The organism is Legionella sp. JM-2024 (genome assembly GCF_055389095.1).
The window spans coordinates 3362768-3381862 of the sequence record NZ_AP039388.1; the positions used below are offsets into that span (position 1 = coordinate 3362768).

The following is a 19095-nucleotide window of genomic DNA, read 5'->3' on the forward strand; positions in this document are numbered from 1 at the left end:
TTAATATTATCAACGCTAAAAAAGCTGATATTTAAATGGAAGGCTGGCTCTCAGTTAATTGTTTATCAATCAGGCTGATATCATCACATAACATTTGTGCTTGTTGTCTGACAACAGACTCATTAGCGCCTTCGACCATAACCCTCAATAGTGGTTCAGTGCCAGAAGGCCTGAGTAACACTCGACCTTCGCCATTCAGATTACTTTCCAAATTTTTAACTGCTTGAATAACATCAGGATTGGAAGCTAATAATGCGGCATTATTAGTTTTTAAATTAACTAAAGTTTGAGGTAACAAATTTATACCCTCGGTTAGTTCATGCAGAGTTTTATTCTGCTTCACCATAATTGCAAGCACTTGTAGTGCTGCTACAATTCCATCGCCTGTTGTCGTTTTGTCTAGACAAACAATGTGGCCAGAAGTTTCCCCTCCAATTTTCCAATCTTTCTCTCTTAGCGCCTCCAGAACGTACCTATCCCCTACCTTAGAACGCTGGAATGGTATTCCCAACGATGTAATTGCTAACTCCAAACCATAATTACTCATTAAGGTGCCTACTACTCCCCCGTTCAATACACCTCGTTGATGTCTGTCTTTAGCAATCATATAAATAATTTGATCACCATCAACGAGATTTCCAAAGGAATCTACTAAAATAACTCGATCACCATCACCATCCAAACCAATACCAATATCAGCGCCAACGCTAATGACCTTTTCTCTTAATGCTTCCGGTGCTGTAGAACCACAATCTTGATTGATATTAAAACCATCAGGTTTTACCCCCATAGAAACAACATCAGCACCTAATTCAGAAAATACATTTGGAGCAATATGATAGGTTGCTCCATTGGCACAATCCACGACTATTTTTAAATTGGATAAGCGAGACAGGGAAGGAATTGTAGATTTACAGAACTCTATATAACGACCCGCTGCATCATTAATTCGTGCTGCTTTACCTAACTTGGCTGAAGAAACGGTTTGCAATTGTTGCTCCAATTCAGCTTCTATTGCAAGCTCCACACAATCAGGCAATTTGCCTCCATCAGACGAAAAGAATTTGATTCCGTTGTCTTCAAATAAGTTGTGAGAAGCACTAATGACAATACCTGCATTAGCCCTAAGAGTTTGCGTTAAATAAGCTATCCCGGGAGTAGGCATAGGACCCAATAATGCAACATCCACTCCGGCAGCGGATAATCCTGCTTCTAAAGCAGATTCCAGCATATATCCAGATACCCTGGTATCCTTACCAATTACAACTTTCTTTCTTTCACCATTTGCAAGAACACGGCCAACTGCCCAACCCAATTTCAAAACAAACTCAGGGTTAATATTCGACAATCCAACGTGGCCTCGTATGCCATCAGTACCAAAATATTTGCGTTGACTCATCCTTACCTACCTTAATTTATTTAATCTTCTCAGCCTAATCATCATTTCATCAATCCTTTGATTTCATCAATTTATTTCTTTACCTGCCTGATAAATTTCAGTAATCATAGTGAATGCCTGGTTTGTTTCTTCAACATCATGTGTTCTAATTATCGCTGTACCTTTTAGAGCAGCATAAACACCCAAGGTTATACTACCAATTAAACGCTGCTCAACCTCTTTATTCAATATTGCGCCAATTGTACTTTTACGAGAAACTCCCAAAAGAATTGGCAACCCAAAAGAATTCAACTCATTCAGATGATAAATTAATTCCAGGTTATCTTTCACACGCTTTCCAAAACCAAAACCAGGATCGAGAATTAATTGTTTTTTATTAAGTCCCATTTTTTGACAAGCTTGAATGCGCTCTTCAAAAAAATGATGTAATTCTCTCATTATCCCATCCGGATAAGAAGGATTCTCTTGCATATTTTGTGGCTCACCTTTCATATGCATCAAACAAACAGGTACATTTAATTTTGCAGCCATAGCAAGAGCACCCTCCCTTCGTAAAGCATAAACATCATTTATGATATTCGCACCCGCCTCTATTGCAGCATGCATTACTTCGGGTTTACTAGTATCGATTGAAATACAAATATCAGTATTCTTGCGAATTTGCTTTATTACGGGAAGAACTCTTGATAGCTCAACATTCAAAGGAACTTGGGTAGCGCCAGGCTTGGTTGATTCTCCGCCAATGTCAATAAGATCGGCTCCATGAGCAATTAATTGAAAAGCATGCTCACATGCTCTATCCATAGACAAATGCTTGCCACCATCATAAAAAGAGTCTGAAGTGACATTCAGCACTCCCATAATCAATGGTTTCTCAAACGTAGGGAGGGAATTGGGTTGGCTTTTTCGGTCAAGCCAACCAAGAAATTGTTCGAACTTCACTGGGTTCTCTCGATAAATAACTTACTGATAAAACTAATGCCCTTCTGCTGGCTTTTCTATTGTTTCACCGTTAACAGGTTTTGCTGCCACATCATTCACTGGTTCAGTCTTATCCATGGGTTTTGTTGATCCCCAGTCTTCTGGAGGAGTAGGTTCTTTCCCAGACATAATTTCCTGAATTTGATTAGAATCTATAGTTTCGTATTTAATAAGGCTTTGAGCCATTAAATGTAACTTATCGATGTTGGTTTCTAATATTTCCTTAGCTCTTTGATAATTTCGATCAATGATTGCACGAAGCTCATCATCAATCTGTTGAGCAGTTCTGTCTGACATTTCTTTATGCTTGTTCACCGAACGTCCTAAAAATATTTCCTCTTCTTCATCACCAAAAGTAAGAGGGCCCAAAGCAGATAATCCCCAAGTTGTAACCATTTTGCGAGCAATTTCTGTGGATCGCATAATGTCGTTAGAGGCACCAGTAGTCACACTTTCAGGACCAAAAATCAATTCCTCAGCAATTCGTCCACCAAATAAACTACATAACTGACTTTCAAGGCGGCGTTTACTATGACTATATCTATCCTGCTCTGGTAAAAACATAGTAACACCCAAAGCGCGTCCACGAGGAATTATTGATACTTTGTAGACTGGATCATGTTCGGGAACCGACAAACCAACAATAGCATGTCCTGCTTCATGATAAGCCGTTAGTTTTTTCTCGTTATCATCCATCACCATGGAGCGTCTTTCAGCTCCCATCATAATTTTATCCTTCGCTTTATCCAGCTCAATCATACCGACTTTACGCTTATTAGCTCTGGCAGCGAATAAGGCTGCTTCATTAACAAGGTTAGCTAAATCTGCTCCTGAAAACCCAGGGGTCCCACGAGCGATAGCCTTTACCTCTACATGGGTATCAACAGGAACCTTCTGTAAATGAACCTTTAATATTTGCTCACGACCTCTAATATCAGGCAGAGGAACCACTACTTGACGATCAAAGCGACCGGGACGTAAAAGTGCAGGATCCAGAACGTCAGGACGGTTAGTTGCAGCGACTACAATCACTCCCTCATTACCTTCAAATCCATCCATTTCTACAAGTAATTGGTTAAGTGTTTGTTCACGTTCATCATGACCGCCACCAAGGCCTGCACCTCTGTGCCTACCAACTGCATCAATTTCATCTATAAAAATAATACAAGGGGCATGTTTTTTTGCTTGTTCAAACATATCACGAACTCGTGACGCCCCCACTCCAACAAACATTTCAACAAAATCAGAACCTGAAATAGTAAAGAAAGGGACTTTCGCTTCGCCAGCAACAGCCCTGGCTAATAAGGTTTTACCAGTTCCGGGTGAGCCAACCAATAGGACTCCACGAGGAATACGTCCTCCCAAATTTTGGAATTTGGTCGGATCACGTAAAAAATCTACAAGTTCTTTCACCTCTTCCTTGGCTTCATCAACACCAGCTACATCAGCAAAGGTTACTTTAACCTGATCCTCACCTAGTAATCGAGCTCTTGACCTGCCAAAAGACATAGCTCCTCGACCACCGCCACCTTGCATTTGCCGCATGAAGAATATCCATACCCCTATTAATAACAACATAGGGAACCAATTAATAAATAAATGCAAGAGGAAGCTTTCTTGTTGTTTTTCTTGCCCACTGACATCCACTTTACCTTTCAATAATTCACCTAGTAAAGCATTGTCCTGCATTGGCATATAAGTGACGAATCTTTTATTATTTTTGGTTACGCCTTTGATGATTTTGTTATCCTCGATTGTAACTGAGTTAACCATCCCTTGATCCACTTCTTGCAAAAATTGGCTGTAAGAAATTTTCTCGGCGACCGAGCTACGAGGACCAAAATTACTGAAAACAGAGACAAGAACTATCGCAATTATCAGCCATAAAAATAAATTTTTAACCATGTCGTTCAATGTATTAACCTCGTTAGTTACTTACAATTTTGTTGTGAGATCCAAAAACAGCCCTTGCCCAGTTATACTATCTTAAACAATGCTAAATATTCTTATAAAAATATATATAAAACTACTATAAATTATAGCCCTTTGCCAGCAAATAGGTTTCTTTTGAACGAGATCGTGATGCCAATGGCTTACGAATCACTACTTTTTCAAAAGATGCTCGAGCCAATTTCACTAATTCATCAAAACCTGAGCCATGAAAAATTTTAACTAACATATTACCACCAGGTCTTAACATTTTCTCAGCAAAATCAAAAGCCAGCTCTACCAAATACATCGCCCTTGGAATATCTATCGCCGAGCTTCCACTCATATTTGGGGCCATATCTGATAATAACAAGTCCAAAGTCCTTTGAGGAATTAAATTAATTAATTCTTGCAAAACATTATCTTCACGAAAATCCCCAAGAATAAATTCTACATTAGGTAAGGCATCCATAGGCAAGATATCTAATGCTACAAGACGGCCTTCTCCTCTCATTTTTTCCGAAACATATTGAGTCCATCCACCAGGAGCCGCTCCCAAATCCACCACAGTCATCCCCGGTTTAATCAAAGATTCTTTGTCATCTACTTCCTTAAGTTTATATACGGCGCGACTACGATATCCTTCAGCTTGTGCTTTTTTTACATAAACGTCATCAAAATGCTCGTGCAGCCAACGTTTACTACTTTTAGTACGACTCATAAATTATGTATATAAAACAATTTTCATTATGATACCGAATTTTGCTACCTTTTCCCAGCAAAACGTGCAATAATTTACCATTTTATCATCCAGGAACATCACAGTGGATACATCTTTCAAACAATCCCTTAAAGCCAAGGCGCATCATTTAAAGCCAGTCGTACTCCTTGGTGCTAAAGGATTAACAGAAGCGATATTAGCGGAAACAAACCTAGCCTTATTAGCTCATGAGTTAATTAAAGTCAAAATTAATGGTGCTGAAAAGGAAGATAGAATTGAAATGGCTCAGGAGTTATGTGAACAATTACATGCCGAACTAGTACAAATGATAGGCAACACGCTTGTTCTGTACCGAAAAAATGAAGAATCAAATTAATATCAGCATTACCCTAACGGATTCCCAAATTTCTGCAAATATAAATAACCAAATTGATACGACGCGTAGTCGGTAATATGTCCTTCATCCCTGTACACAGGGATGCCATTCAAATCAGAATTACAAACATTATCCTGACATTGCACTTTTTTAGGATCCATTATTACCAATTGAGGATATTTTCTCTGCATCCTATCAAACAAGTGGTTTAACCAAATCTCGTTGTCTGATAAGGTCAGAGTAAAGCGACACTGTTCCGAATTATAGTTCTGTCTCAACTTAATATGTTTAAAAAAACAATCATGCAAATTTTTTTGAGCCTGTGCAGTAGACTTAATTAATACAGGTTTAGCTCCAGAAGATACAATAATCTCAAGTGCTCTGTCCAAAGCAGTCGCCAAACGCTTTTTAGTTAATTTCGCAGAATATTCATCTCCTAATCGATTGATAATATGAGCGGAAACATAATTACTCCATACCTGACCAATGATCACATAGTCATAATGGTTCTGCCGAATCATACGATAGTATTTTTCTGTTTGCTCATAACATTCTTGATATATTTGATTTTTAAAGTACCACCAATCATAAAGATATATGTCAGGTAAAGTGATGCACGAGGAGGTTCCCAAAGCTAATATTGAAACATTAGCAGCCTTCCCCATCACATCCATAAACCCCCAATAATGATTAGAAAAAGAATCTCCTATCATAAAACCTGTTTTACTGTACTCAGCATTAGACCCAATTCTGCAATTCAAATCAGTAGCTGTCTTATTATTGCCAATACATAATGCTCTGTTGGGACTTTCGAGGTTTTTCAATTGATTGTATATGGTAACGAGCTCCTGATTGAACCGTTGTGGATATCCAGAGTGAGATTTAATAACAAATGAACTGAAATGGGAAAATAAAATGGGTACTAACAACAAAATAACGAAGGTGTATCGAAATGGAATATTCTTGAAGCGTTTTGTAGGTTTTTCGATATACCGCCACGATAAATAAGCTAAAACAAAAGTAATTCCATAGGCCAAAAACAAAATCACAGGACGCTCTTCAATACTTTGGTATCTTAAAATTGAAAATACAACCCAGTGCCAAACATAGAGAGAATAAGATAAAACACCGATAAAAACTAATGGTCGAAGAGAGAGAATATTTACTATAGAAAGCGAGGGAAAATTTTTTCCTAATGCAATCAACAAACCAGTCGCAATGCACACAGAAAAAGCATACCCATTAGGATATCCAAGAAGAATGTGATCAAACGCAGCAATACAAAAAATAAAGAGTAATGCCAGTAAACCTAAAATCTCTAAAAACTGTTTATTGATTGAAAGTTCAATTCGAGGGCTTAAAGCAATACAGGAACCTATTAAAAACTCAAAAATACGGCTGGAAAATTGATAATAAGTCTGAGCAGGATTGTGTTTTGAGTTATACAGAGTCAGTAACAAAAATAAAACAGTCAAACCATACACAAGGTATATAACCTGTCGCTTACTCAAGACTCTAGAGAAACTATACAGGGCTATTGGCAAAATCAAATAACATTGCCACTCTATTGAAAGCGACCAAGTATGTAATAATGGGATCTGGTGAGTATCAGGTGAAAAATACCCCGTAGTTGTTTTATTAAAAAAAAGATTGGAAATAAATAGTGATGTTTTTCGCGCGCTCCGACTAAACTCTATTAAATCCTCGGGTAAAAAAAATAGTAAACTTAATAATGTAGTCGCAAAAATAAGGCCAATAAAAACGGGTTGTAAGCGCCATAATCTGCGATTATAAAAATCCAAAAATGAAAAACTGCCCGTATTGATTGACTCATGAATGATAGTTGTAATTAGGAAACCGGATATAACAAAAAATATATCAACCCCCACAAATCCTGATGGGAAAAGTGAGAGGCTACCATGATAAATTAAGACCAATAGGATTGCGATGGCCCTTAGTCCATCAATATCCGGTCTATAATTCATACTTTTACTCATTAAAATAATCAAAATTTAAAATAATATCATTTAACTCTAAAGACAGAAACTTTTATTCAAACCCAATCAATTAGATCCATTAATTTATTGAATACCTCTTGCAAATGAGAATGATTATCATTTATATTGATAAAAACAATGTATTTTAGTTTATTCAGGAGATAATAATGGCCTTAGCGTATGGTAATTTTCATGAACTCAGCCATCAATTACGCTTTTTATTATTTGAAATTGGCATAGGACTGCCACAAAATAGTATTGATTATTTTATTACTTTAGCTCATAAAAACACCTTGAACCGTTTGCAACAAGCATCCTTCAATGAGAAATTAATAAAGTCGACCATTGCCAGTCACCACGTTCATGATTTTATTGACCAATTGCAAGTAAAATTGAAAAACTCAATGCCGGAAAGTCAATTCTTTCAATGGAGCAAAATCAGGGAAGAATTAGATGAATCCATTGCCAATGAAGCCTTGGCTCAAGCCTATAGACAAAACTGGAACACTCAATTACGAAATGAAGCAATGCCATACAAAAGCCTATGGGCCTGGATAAACCATGAGCTATCACCCTATCAAACATTGTTATTTTTGGATCAATGGGGTTGCATAGGACATCCATATCACCCGGCATTTAGGGCAAAGATGGGATTTACACGAAGGGAAGTGCTACAAAATTCTCCAGAGTTCCAGGCCAAAATCAGTGTGCACTGGTGCGCATTAAGAAAAGCCAAAATCCAAGCCAAAAATCACAGTATTGATTACGCCCAATTAATTGCAGAAGAATTCCCTAGAGAATATTTTTTTTGGAGAGAAAGGCTATTATTTAGCCATATAAATCCTGATGATTATTATCCTATTCCTGTACACCCGTGGCAATGGAGAAATCAAGTACAAATGGCTTTTTCGCCTTTAATTGATAATAAATCACTCCTCCTGTTACCACATCACCAAACACTCATCCCTTCTTTATCTCATAATGTTATGATGCCCATGAACTCCGCTTCATGCTTATTCAAACTGACAACAACTTCAGGATCTTCTTCTACCAAAAAATTTGATAATTCTAATGATATGGTTCAGGTGAGCCGTTGGATCGATTCATTGTTAACTAAAACAAATTATTATGAAAATACCTTGTTTTTAAGTAAACACATGGAGAATATTAGCGTATACGATGAAAGCATTTCTGAGTACAATCGAAAAAAATTATCAGTCGGTCTTCATCAAAATCCAATCCATCTAATAACAGAAAACCAAAGGGTAGTACCGTTACCAAGTTTATTTGCTAATTCGGCTTGTACTAATAAACCATTAGTTATTGAAATCATTAAGGCAAGTGGTCTACAACCAATGATTTTTTTCGCTCAATACTGCCATAAATTATTATTTGGGCAATTGCATCTGTTACTAAAATATGGAGTGGCGCTAGAAGTAGAACATCACAATATTCTAATAATCTTTGATGATAATAAACCGGTGGGAACAATAATAAGAGATCTAAGCAACCTTACAATATGCAATCATGAGTTATTTAAAAATATTCAAAAACCTGATTTGCCAGATCACCTGTCTATCTATACAAAAGATCTCAATAATGCCAGAGCACTCGTCATTCAGGGAACACTAAAAAATAATTTGTACCATTTGATTAACTGTTTGTGTGATGAGTATCAGATCTCTGCGAAAAAATTATGGGGCTTGGTTCGTCAAATAATACAAACTATATTTAAACAATTATCCAAAGACATCGATCCTCGTATTCTAAGTTGGCAACAGCATCTCATGTTGCATGATGATTGGGAACACCAACCTACGTTTACATTAAGTTTACACTCAAATCCAAATACCAATATTACGATAAAGGAGCCGAATCCTCTACAAAGTCTCCCCAACAATACTAAAATCTAACCCTATCAGAACCATGCCAAGATCAATTAGTGTAATGGGATAAATTCAGATTGATTTCTCAATAAGGTGACAGAAACAATGGTATTGTATAAACTAACTTATACTATGCCATCTGAAACACTCAAATAACAGAGTGGTTGTTGGCTTAATACATTCCCTCCTCTATTAATTTAAGAGGAGGCATTAATTATCGTATGACAGATGATACTAAAACATATTCCTAATGCCTTAACATTGCTAAGATTGGTTTTAATAGCTCCATTTTTAATGTATTTATTTCATCATGAATACGTTAAAGCATTTTATATATTTATCATAGCAGGATTAACTGATGGTTTGGATGGTTGGCTAGCCAGGCATTTTCATTGGCAAAGTTTTTTTGGCTCCTTTGCCGATCCTCTTGCTGATAAACTGGTAGTTGCTTCCAGTTTCATCTCCCTGGCTCTATTAGACTCTTTACCGTGGTGGTTAGTCCTGCTTGTTTTTTTAAGAGACTTCACTATTTCAATGGGGGTACTGGCCTGGTATTACTTTATCCAACGCAAATTGGATTTCGAGCCTACCCTTATAAGCAAGTTCAATACAGGCTTTCAATTAACTTTAGTGACTTTATGTTTGTTTGAATTAGCCTACTTCAAATTTCCTTACGATTTAGTTGACATACTCATCTACTTAACTGCCTTTACCACAGCTACCTCCTATATTGATTATATTTGGACTTGGGGAAGAAAAGCCTGGTCTCCTAAAGAATCATTAAAATGAATAAGCAGCTGGCCTTAGCAATAAAATTAAATGATGAAGCAACCCTGAATGATTTTAATTGGGGAAATAATACCTTGTTGCAACAACAACTAATGGAAATGCTTACTTTCAAAGCGGATAGGTTGCTCTATCTTTGGGGCCCTAGAGGAAGCGGCAAATCTCATTTACTGCAAGCATGTTGCCAAGCCATCAATTTAACCCAATCCGCCATTTACCTTCCCTTAACTTTTTTAAAAGAATGGGGACCACAAAGTATTGAAGGATTAGAAGATCAAACCTTAATTTGTATCGATGATATTAATGCCATCGCTAACGACTCGGCCTGGGAAGAGGCTTTATTCCATTTATACAATAAAATAAAAGACTCTGAACAATCGCTTTTAATTATTTCCGGAAACCAACCACCAATAAAATGCGATATTAAACTTGCAGATTTGCGCTCCAGGCTAAGCTGGGGATTAGTGATTCAGTTGAATGAATTAAACGATGATGAAAAAATAAATACACTCAAAATGCGTGCGACAAAACGTGGATTTGAACTCCCTGAGAGTGTGGGACATTTTTTATTAAACCGTTGCTCTAGAAACATGCATGATTTATATCAACTTCTCAACCGGTTAGATGATGCCTCTTTGGAGGCTCATCGTAAAATCACCATACCTTTTGTTAAAAATATCTTACATATGTAGGGTATATTACAATTCTTTTATAAAACTGTTTGCTCAATAATAAATCTTTTTGTTAATTTTTTGTTAATGATTTTAATGTAAAATTTGCGCTTTACTATTTTATTTGACGGGATTGCAAAATGACTGTTTTCGATGAGGCTCATACCTTATTACAAGAAAAGAAACAATTAATCAGTACTCGGGTATCAGAGCCCCATGATTATGCCAGCGTGAAACAGCGCGTGCTGCAATTGGAGTTAGAGAACGAGATAACGTATTTATCCGAGCTTCTTGAAACCCCGGACACATTCGAAGCCCGATTTAAAGAACGATGTGCTCAAAGAGAAAAGGATACCGTCGATGCCATTGGCTTTAAGCAAATATCGTCTACTGCAACCAATCAACTGTATTGGGAAATAGCAGAACTTGTTTTTAAACCCCGAACTATGACTGACATGCTGGCTATCCTGGTGCCGCATGTGAAAAAACAACTTCTGGTAACGCTTCCACAAGACATCACATTCTCAGGCTCATTTAAAGCAGCATTTAAAGACATAGAGCCCGTTTTGGACTTAAAAAAAGATACATCGGATTTAACAAACCAAGCTCTTCTGTCTGATTTGTCCCATTATGTGATAAGCGGGGAGATGATTTTTGATGTTCGGTCTATACAAAATTTCCCGTTACGCAGTCAGGTCAAATTATATAAATACTTAAAGAAAGACTATCCCAAACTTGCTGATGCCTTGTATGAACATAACCATGTGCTCAGAACCTTAAAAGATGGCATCACTCTTTTTAAGAATCAAGGGACGACTCCTAAGGAAGCCCTGGAACTGTTAATCAAAGGATTGACCTTGGGCGGGGAGAGGATGACAGGCAGTGAATATGCGAGTGACACTGCTGAAGAAGCCATTAAAATGTTTTTTTCTTTTATGAAAAGCCTGCCTTCCGAGACACAAGACCATTTAAGAAACGCTCAAGGCAATCATGGCAGTTTAGGTAGCATCATCGATAATGAGATAAAAAAAGGGACTTGTGTTGAGACAGCAGCCATGCATTTACGCTCTGTCGTAGAAGCCAATCAAAACACACCGCTATTCAATCAACCCGCCCACATGACTAAAGAAAGCCTGAAGCAATTAGAAAAAAAATACAAACACGGAACTACTACCCTGCAAGACGATACAGGCTACCGCAAACTGCCTGAAGAACTCATTAAAAAAGCCATTCAAGGCATCGCACCCAAGAACTCCTTTGAATTCATCAGCCTCATTATGAATTTCCCGCCAACCTTATATGAGGAATTATTAAAAAACATCAATCTCACCAAACCCGATAAAGCGTTAGATGATGTGGCCGAGTTAATCAAACAAAAATGGCTGACAGCAGAGCAAGTGAACGCACTGGCCTCTGCCGTCATTACTTATTACAAGGAACTCAACCCCAATGGCAATATTCTGCATTGGGCAATTCTTACAAACAATGCCTTGTATGTAACCAAAGCTCTCGAATCCATACCTCAAGAGCAAAGATTGGATATGGTTAAGGGTAAAGATAAGCGGGGTAATACGATGTTGCATAATACAGTAGTACGCAACCCGGAATCCCTTAAAGCCATTCTTGAGCTTATTCCTGAACAAAATAGATTGGACGCAGTGAAGGTTAAAGGTATTAATGGTAATACGGTGTTGCATGCTGCAGAAGGCAACCCGGAATTCCTAAAAACCATTCTTGAGCTTATTCCGGAACAAGATAGATTGGATGCCGTTAAGGTGGACAATTATTCGCGTGAAACAGTGTTGCATAATGCAGCAAACAACCCCGAATCCCTTAAAACCATTCTTGAGCTGATTCCTGAACAAAATAGATTGGATGCATTGAAGGTTAAAAATAAACAGGGTAATACGGTATTGCATTATGCAGCAGACAAACCAAAATCCCTTAAAACCATTTTTGAATTTATTCCTGTACACGATAGATTGGATGCAGTGAAGGCTGGAAATGAATGGGATAATACGGTGTTACATGATACAGCAAACTACCCAGAATCCCTTAAAACCCTTCTTGAGCTCATTCCGGAACAAGACAGATTGGATGCCGTTACGGTTAAAAATAAATATGGTGATACGGTGTTGCATTATGCAGCATACAACCCGGAATCCCTTAAAATCATTCTTGAATTTATTCCTGAACAAGACAGATTGGACGCCGTTAAAGTTGAAAATAAACATGGTGTCACGGTGTTGCATAAAACAGCAGACAACCCGGAAGACCTTAAAACCATTCTTGAACTTATTCCTGAACAAAATAGATTGGATGCCGTTAAGGTTAAAGATGATGAAGGTAGCACAGTGTTGCATAAGGCAGCATACCACCCGGAATCCCTTAAAATCATTCTTGGGCTTATTCCTGAACAAGAAAGATTGAATGGGGTGAAGGTTCAAGATAAAGATGGCAACACGGTGTTGCATAAGGCAGCATACCACCCGGAATCCCTTAAAATCATTCTTGGGCTCATTCCTGAGCAAGACAGATTGAATGCGGTGAAGGTTCAAGATAAAAATGGCAACACGGTGTTGCATAATGCAACATACCACCCGGAATACCTTAAAATCATTCTTGGGCTCTATCCTGAAGTAGATAGATTGAATGCGGTGAAGGTTCAAGATAAAGATGGTAATACGGTGTTGCATTATGCAGCATACAACCCGGAATCCCTTAAAACCATTCTTGAGCTGATTCCTGAACAAGAGAGATTGGATGCGGTGAAGGTTAAAAATAAACATGGCGAGACGGTGTTGCATAAGGCAGCTTACGCCCCGGAATCCCTGACAACCATTCTTGAGCTTATTCCTGCTCTGCGCAGCGAGCAAGGGTATTATACCAATACCTTTTTTAAGAAGAACCAGCCGGCAAAATCTTCCGAGGAATTGACTACATCAGCCAATCAGGAAAAAATAGCTACGCATTCATGTCAAATTATATGAACGCACACACATTTACGTCGCATTGACGTCCATTTGACAAAAATGAAAATGAGTCTATATTTATATAGTTGCACAATTTTTTATCTGCTGTTCGCTATTAGATAATTTATGGATAAATTAAGAAGCGAATCATTAAAGCGAGAAAAATGTTTCATGGAGAGCGCAATGAAAAAACACGATGTTAAAGCTATTCACTCTTATGTTGTGGATGAAGAAGATAAAAAAATTTCACCCAAGTTAATTGAAAAACTATATCTCTTCCTCTCCAAATACTATCACCTGGCAAACCAGGAAGAGTTCTTACGTTTAATCATCCAACCTGATTTGTATGGTGAATTAACAGTTCTTTATGGAGAAAATAAAGAAATTGCCGGTTTTAGCCGTAATTGCAGACAATCTATCGATCTCGGAAAAAAACAAGTTACTTGCTATATCGCTTATGTTTATCTGAATCCCGAGTACCAAATTGAAGCATCCATTAAAAGTGCTGGCATCACCGAGGCAATAAAATACAAATTAGCTAATCCGCAAGAAGAACTGGTTTATATAGCTTTTGCTAACAATCCATTAACTTATGAATTCATCTACCAGTTGAGTGACCTCATATACCCTAAGCCATCGCAAAGAGTTCCAGATCAAATATTGAATATTCTTAATACCTTTAAAAATCAAAACAGCTGGATTTCAACAAACAACCACCCTATGGTTGTAAACTCTCCCTTAATCCCAATAAGAAGTCAGCTTTCAAATGTTAATGAAGAAAGCAGCGAGTTAAAGGAGTTTTATATATCAGCTAACCCGGATTATCTACAAGGAAATTCACTATTAGTATATATGCCTTTGCATTTAGCCAATATCAGTTATGGCTTAAATCGTTATGACGCTATCTCATGCCATAACCAGAAGCGACATCAAGTACCGTCTCATCGCAAGAGAAACTCTTCCGACTTGAGGAATTAAAATGAAAAGAATGGACATTAGAACTTGTCTTTAGAACAACACTTTCTGGCTCTTCAGAAACTTGAAGTAAACGAATATGGGTAGCTTGTGCATCAATTTCTATCAGTTTATTCTCTAAGCGAGTCACCTTTGAAATTAAGTTGGAAGTGGTCATTACCTTTTCTTTTAAACTTTCTAATTCCTTTAATTCTTTATCCATATTGGACTTTCCACATAATTTCTCCATTTTATCTTCATCCAGCCCAAACCACCCACTAACAAGCTTAGTCACTCCAACACGCTGTACATACCAGTACAAACTAAAAGCAGCCAAACCAATAACAGTACTGAATAATATCACTGGCCAAAAAGTAGGAGTAACAGAAGTCATAACAAGAGCCAACAAGAAAGTGGCTACTGATTGCCCAGCAAAAAAACCACCTCCAAAAAAAAGTATTCCTGATATCCCGGAAACAACTGTTTTGGCAACTTTCACTTTTTTATTATTAACGGCTGAATCAAATTGCTGACCAATTTTGTCCAATGATTTAACACGCATTTGCAACATATTAATGGCATCATGTAATTCACCCAGCTCATCAATTGACATAGATGCGAGACAATAGCCATTAATTTTTTTTCTAATCGCTTTGATCTCTGCCATTTGTAGTAGGTATATATCTAATAATTTGGGAGCATCGCTTAATTTTATTCCCAAATTTTGAGAGACCTGGACTAAATCAAATCCATAAAATACAACAACTGATAAAGCAGAGAATAAAATACCTGCACCAAGCACAACCCACGAAGGAAAAGGTAAAACGGCCATCATGGTAGTAATGCTGTCAAAACCTTCACAAGCTGCTAATAGTGTCCCCGCTATTGCCAAAAGAAAAAACTTCATCCTGGTAAAAGCAGAAGGTTTTTTTTCAGCTGGCTTAATTTCTTGTTTCGTTCTATTCAATGAGATATTTAAATCACGCAACAACTCAGCATGTATAGCTGCTAAAATAAATTCTCTTTTCTTTTGTATTCTTTTTGAAACCTTGGAAGATTCAGAATCAGTTAGTAATTGAATCAGAACTGAAAAATCAATAGGTGAACTAATATTCTGAAAGCTAGCAGACTTAGAACCACTCAAATTTAAATATTCATTTAATAATTCTATAGAGCGCGGACTTAACTCAATTTTTTTTCCCAACCCCACTTTTCACTCCACTCAAATTAATTCCTTGAAATTAGGAAGGATCAACCCATTATTCTTTAGGGAAAAGATTGGCCATAAGTCTATAGTTTATACATTTTACATTAAATTAACATTAAGAGTCAGATAATAGAGCAATGATCATGCTCAATTATTTACAATTTCACGATGTTTAAGGTCATGATCACGATAAAAAATAAAAAGAAAAACGGCAATCAGTAATATCAAAATGAATCCGATTGCCGAAAAAAAATCAACCAGCTCAATGACTAGGAATGTAAGTTGTAGAATATTCCACTGTCTCTATATCATTATCTGTTTTCAAGGAAGGAGGGGCGATATAACGACTTAACCTGGGTGATAGTAACCACATAATTATGGCAATAAATAAAGTAACAATACCAATACAAGCAAACACATCTGAGTAAATTAATAAAGATTCTACTCCTGGCTTGATGTTCTCAGGAAGTGCTGTAAAAGAAGCCACGGTTGCTCCAATAAATCCAGCAACAGCAGAGGTTAAAAACCACATTCCCATAACAAACCCAGCATTAGCAGCTGGAACTAATTCAGCAACCATTGCAACACCAAGAGCCGACACCAGTAATTCACCAAGACTTTGGAAGAGATAACTGATAATCATCCACCAGGAAGAAACCATCCCATTTCCAATGTAAAAATAACGGGCAAAATACAGCACTAAAAAGCTCACTGCACACATAGTCATACCCAATGCAAATTTATAAGGTATAGCAAATAAAATATTATGTTGATTCAATTTTCTATAGAAATAAGCCAGCACTGGACTCATTAATACGATCCATATTGGATTTAAAGCCTGGAAACTTTGTGGATCGATAGTGATACCAAAGAAAGTAGGTATTACATTATTTACAGCAAACAAATTGAGTGAGGTAGGCATTTGCTGGTATAAAGTAAAAAATATTACTGCTTCAACCATTAAAACCAAAGCGACTAACATTCTCATGAAAGAAGCATGGCCTTGTTTTCGCATTAAATAAACATAAACACCTATCACTAATAGGGTAATACCCCACAATAAATTTTTGGCAAGCATCACATGTTGTAAGAGATAAGCCGAAATTTCTGTAAGAATTAAAACACCTACTATTACCATTCCCCAATGAAGCAATGTTATTTTGCGAAGATCTGCTTCTGTGTTGATATGAGCTACATGTTGACGTTGATACCAATAATTCACGATGCCCAAGATCAAGCCAATCGCACTAATCATATAAGCATAAGAATAACCATAAGCGCTTGATACTGCTGGACCAACAAATAAAGCAACCATACTACCCAAATTGATAGCCATATAATAAAGGGTAAACCCACCATGTAATCGTGGATCGTTGTCATCATAGCATTTGGATAATAAGTTGGATGGGTTCGCTTTAAACAGGCCATTACCAACACAAATCAGACCTAAAGCAAGAAACACATGCTGTTTGTCAGTAATTGCTAAAGAAAAATAACCTGAAGCCAAAACAACAAGCCCAAGGACTATAGTCCTTTTCGTACCGAGAATCCTGTCTCCTAAATATCCGCCAATAACCACCATACCATATACTAAAGCAGAGTAAGCGCCAAAGGTATAGTAAGATTCCATGTCGCTGTAACCTAAATAGCGAATAAAATAAAGGGTAAGAATTCCTTGAACCGTATAGAACCCAAATCGTTCCCACAATTCCAACATAAAAATCATATGAAATGCGCGGGGTTGTTCGCGAAATAAATTCAGCATGAATTGTCATTCCTTGATAGTAAATTTTTAACTTAAAGGAAATTTTTGCTTTTTGCAACGCGGAATTAAATTTAATGGGGTTCTGGATACTTGTCATTTGATTCTCTTTCACCTTTTTCATCACTTTCCTTTTTGGATAACTGTTTGGAATGTGGCTTTGGAGTAAGAGAAAATACAAGTGGAGATGTATAATTAACATTGCTCGATGGTATTATTTCCTCCTCGTCTTTCTTTAATGTATCAACGCTACCTGATAAGCCCGTTAATACATCTTGAGTAGATTCATGGACGTGTTCATCCGTATGCGAAGCAGAAGAGTCAACATCTATCGGCTCTGCGACATTCTTATGTGAAACCAAATCGGAGCTAACTTGAGCAGAAGCATCTTTTTGCTTCTCATGTTGATTGCTTAACGACGGAGCATTGATTATTTCTTCAGATTGGGGGTTCTCTTCTGTTGAAGGATTTAATTTATTATAGATCCAACTACCTAGAGACTTAATAAAGGGGGTAGCTAGTCTGGCCGCCAGATAGGCACCGCCAAAAATGGCTATTCCAGTCAGCATCCATAAACCTACGGGTGGAAAAAATAATGAAACAACCAAACTAATAATAGTTAGCGCTGCCAAGCCAATTGCTATGCTTCTGTCAACAACCTGCATTACCCCTATTTCTTTAATTTGCTGTTCTAATTGAAATTCTTTATTTTTTAAATCCTGAATTTGCTTTTTCTGAGCATTATATTGCTCCTGGATTACAGCAATTTCAAATAAAATCTTTGCAATTTGCTCTTCTTCTGTGGCCTTTTCCAAAAGGGACTTCAAACGCTTCACTTCCTTTTGAATCGTATGCATTTCTTCTTCTTCGCTTCGTATCTCCGTTTCTATTTTTTTTCTTTCTTTACCTAACCGATATCTCTCATAAAGAGTTTTTCCCAATAAAAATACACCGACTGTCAAACTGATACCTGCTGCAATAAACGCAATGTATGGTGCCGTTACAGGTGCTGCAATGGCAGTTATTGTCAGTGCTAACAACAACGCCGAATAAAGCCATCTGGCATTGTTATTCAAATTAACAGGTACTTCTTGACCTAGTAAATAAGCTGATAAATAAATTATCGGAACTCGAAGAAAGTCGAAAGCAGCCATCGCGATTCCTCCAAAACTGAAGCCTTGCGATAAGGATTCTTTACCTGGAATATCCGGTAAATTAGCTACTCGCTCTCCTATTTTGACAACAGAGTCCCCTGTATCATCAACTGCTTGTAAAAATTTTGAAAGCCATGGGATTCGATTCGCAGCAATTCTTAATAAAGAAGGTTTATCCAAAGGCGTTATGGAGTATTTAACAGTATCCTGCATGGACTGCAAAAGCTGAAGATTTTTTTCGATTTCAAACTTCTTGTTTATTTCGTCTTTTGTCATTCCCATAGTAACTCTCAAAAAAGT

At 37.2% G+C, this 19095-nt stretch carries 14 protein-coding genes; 6 read left to right on the forward strand and 8 right to left on the reverse strand.

What is annotated here, in order from left to right; all coding sequences use genetic code 11:
- Window positions 1-31: 31 nt before the first annotated feature.
- From glmM to rlmE, 4 genes are all read right to left on the reverse strand, one after another.
- Window positions 32-1399 (reverse strand): phosphoglucosamine mutase, encoded by a 1368-nt coding sequence (gene glmM, locus ACZ5EK_RS14735; RefSeq protein ID WP_464430449.1) that lies wholly within the window; start codon window positions 1397-1399, stop codon window positions 32-34.
- Between the two features lie 66 nt (window positions 1400-1465).
- Window positions 1466-2341: a dihydropteroate synthase gene (gene folP, locus ACZ5EK_RS14740; protein WP_464430450.1), complete on the reverse strand. Its 876-nt coding sequence runs from the start codon at window positions 2339-2341 to the stop codon at window positions 1466-1468.
- 33 nt (window positions 2342-2374) lie between these two features.
- Window positions 2375-4285 carry an ATP-dependent zinc metalloprotease FtsH gene (gene ftsH / locus ACZ5EK_RS14745; protein ID WP_464430452.1) on the reverse strand — a complete coding sequence of 637 codons (1911 nt, stop codon included), beginning with the start codon at window positions 4283-4285 and terminating at the stop codon, window positions 2375-2377.
- Between the two features lie 124 nt (window positions 4286-4409).
- Window positions 4410-5030 (reverse strand): 23S rRNA (uridine(2552)-2'-O)-methyltransferase RlmE, encoded by a 621-nt coding sequence (gene rlmE, locus ACZ5EK_RS14750; protein ID WP_464430453.1) that lies wholly within the window; start codon window positions 5028-5030, stop codon window positions 4410-4412.
- 103 nt (window positions 5031-5133) lie between these two features.
- On the opposite strand from rlmE, the gene yhbY reads away from it, so the two are divergent.
- Window positions 5134-5406 carry a ribosome assembly RNA-binding protein YhbY gene (gene yhbY, locus ACZ5EK_RS14755; protein ID WP_464425554.1) on the forward strand — a complete coding sequence of 91 codons (273 nt, stop codon included), beginning with the start codon at window positions 5134-5136 and terminating at the stop codon, window positions 5404-5406.
- Window positions 5407-5414: 8 nt separating this feature from the next.
- On the opposite strand, the gene ACZ5EK_RS14760 is transcribed toward yhbY, so the two are convergent.
- Window positions 5415-7391: an acyltransferase family protein gene (locus ACZ5EK_RS14760; RefSeq protein ID WP_464430454.1), complete on the reverse strand. Its 1977-nt coding sequence runs from the start codon at window positions 7389-7391 to the stop codon at window positions 5415-5417.
- Between the two features lie 179 nt (window positions 7392-7570).
- On the opposite strand from ACZ5EK_RS14760, the gene ACZ5EK_RS14765 reads away from it, so the two are divergent.
- The 5 genes from ACZ5EK_RS14765 (at window position 7571) to ACZ5EK_RS14785 (ending at window position 14696) form a co-directional block, all read left to right on the forward strand.
- Window positions 7571-9316 carry an IucA/IucC family protein gene (locus tag ACZ5EK_RS14765; RefSeq protein WP_464430456.1) on the forward strand — a complete coding sequence of 582 codons (1746 nt, stop codon included), beginning with the start codon at window positions 7571-7573 and terminating at the stop codon, window positions 9314-9316.
- 201 nt (window positions 9317-9517) lie between these two features.
- Window positions 9518-10078: a CDP-alcohol phosphatidyltransferase family protein gene (locus tag ACZ5EK_RS14770; protein ID WP_464430457.1), complete on the forward strand. Its 561-nt coding sequence runs from the start codon at window positions 9518-9520 to the stop codon at window positions 10076-10078.
- The gene (gene hda, locus ACZ5EK_RS14775; protein ID WP_464430458.1) at window positions 10075-10767 is read left to right on the forward strand and encodes a DnaA regulatory inactivator Hda; all 693 of its coding nucleotides are present in this window, start codon (window positions 10075-10077) and stop codon (window positions 10765-10767) included. Before ACZ5EK_RS14770 ends, hda begins: the two co-directional genes overlap by 4 nt.
- Before the next feature lie 119 nt (window positions 10768-10886).
- Window positions 10887-13736 carry an ankyrin repeat domain-containing protein gene (locus ACZ5EK_RS14780; protein WP_464430459.1) on the forward strand — a complete coding sequence of 950 codons (2850 nt, stop codon included), beginning with the start codon at window positions 10887-10889 and terminating at the stop codon, window positions 13734-13736.
- Between the two features lie 165 nt (window positions 13737-13901).
- A complete protein-coding gene (locus tag ACZ5EK_RS14785; RefSeq protein WP_464430460.1) occupies window positions 13902-14696 on the forward strand; it encodes a hypothetical protein in 795 nt (264 codons plus the stop codon).
- Here ACZ5EK_RS14785 and ACZ5EK_RS14790 read toward each other — a convergent pair.
- The 3 genes from ACZ5EK_RS14790 to ACZ5EK_RS14800 all read right to left on the reverse strand — a co-directional run bounded on the left by ACZ5EK_RS14790 (window position 14620) and on the right by ACZ5EK_RS14800 (window position 19077).
- Window positions 14620-15882, reverse strand: coding sequence for a Dot/Icm T4SS effector Lem29 (locus ACZ5EK_RS14790; protein WP_464430461.1), 1263 nt, complete (start codon window positions 15880-15882; stop codon window positions 14620-14622). The two genes, ACZ5EK_RS14785 and ACZ5EK_RS14790, sit on opposite strands and share 77 nt — an antisense overlap.
- A gap of 259 nt (window positions 15883-16141) precedes the next feature.
- Window positions 16142-17644: an oligopeptide:H+ symporter gene (locus ACZ5EK_RS14795; RefSeq protein WP_464430462.1), complete on the reverse strand. Its 1503-nt coding sequence runs from the start codon at window positions 17642-17644 to the stop codon at window positions 16142-16144.
- A 71-nt stretch (window positions 17645-17715) separates the two neighbouring features.
- Complete coding sequence (locus ACZ5EK_RS14800; protein ID WP_464430463.1) at window positions 17716-19077, reverse strand: hypothetical protein; 1362 nt, start codon at window positions 19075-19077, stop codon at window positions 17716-17718.
- Window positions 19078-19095 lie beyond the last annotated feature (18 nt).

Bases quoted from the DNA above. Each gene is read 5' to 3' on its own strand.
- ACZ5EK_RS14760 (WP_464430454.1), bottom strand. From the start codon at position 7,391: ATGAATTATAGACCGGATATTGATGGACTAAGGGCCATCGCAATCCTA.
- ACZ5EK_RS14795 (WP_464430462.1), bottom strand. From the start codon at position 17,644: ATGCTGAATTTATTTCGCGAACAACCCCGCGCATTTCATATGATTTTT.
- ftsH (WP_464430452.1), bottom strand. From the start codon at position 4,285: ATGGTTAAAAATTTATTTTTATGGCTGATAATTGCGATAGTTCTTGTC.
- hda (WP_464430458.1), top strand. From the start codon at position 10,075: ATGAATAAGCAGCTGGCCTTAGCAATAAAATTAAATGATGAAGCAACC.
- ACZ5EK_RS14780 (WP_464430459.1), top strand. From the start codon at position 10,887: ATGACTGTTTTCGATGAGGCTCATACCTTATTACAAGAAAAGAAACAA.
- rlmE (WP_464430453.1), bottom strand. From the start codon at position 5,030: ATGAGTCGTACTAAAAGTAGTAAACGTTGGCTGCACGAGCATTTTGAT.
- ACZ5EK_RS14785 (WP_464430460.1), top strand. From the start codon at position 13,902: ATGAAAAAACACGATGTTAAAGCTATTCACTCTTATGTTGTGGATGAA.
- glmM (WP_464430449.1), bottom strand. From the start codon at position 1,399: ATGAGTCAACGCAAATATTTTGGTACTGATGGCATACGAGGCCACGTT.
- ACZ5EK_RS14800 (WP_464430463.1), bottom strand. From the start codon at position 19,077: ATGGGAATGACAAAAGACGAAATAAACAAGAAGTTTGAAATCGAAAAA.
- ACZ5EK_RS14770 (WP_464430457.1), top strand. From the start codon at position 9,518: ATGATACTAAAACATATTCCTAATGCCTTAACATTGCTAAGATTGGTT.
- ACZ5EK_RS14765 (WP_464430456.1), top strand. From the start codon at position 7,571: ATGGCCTTAGCGTATGGTAATTTTCATGAACTCAGCCATCAATTACGC.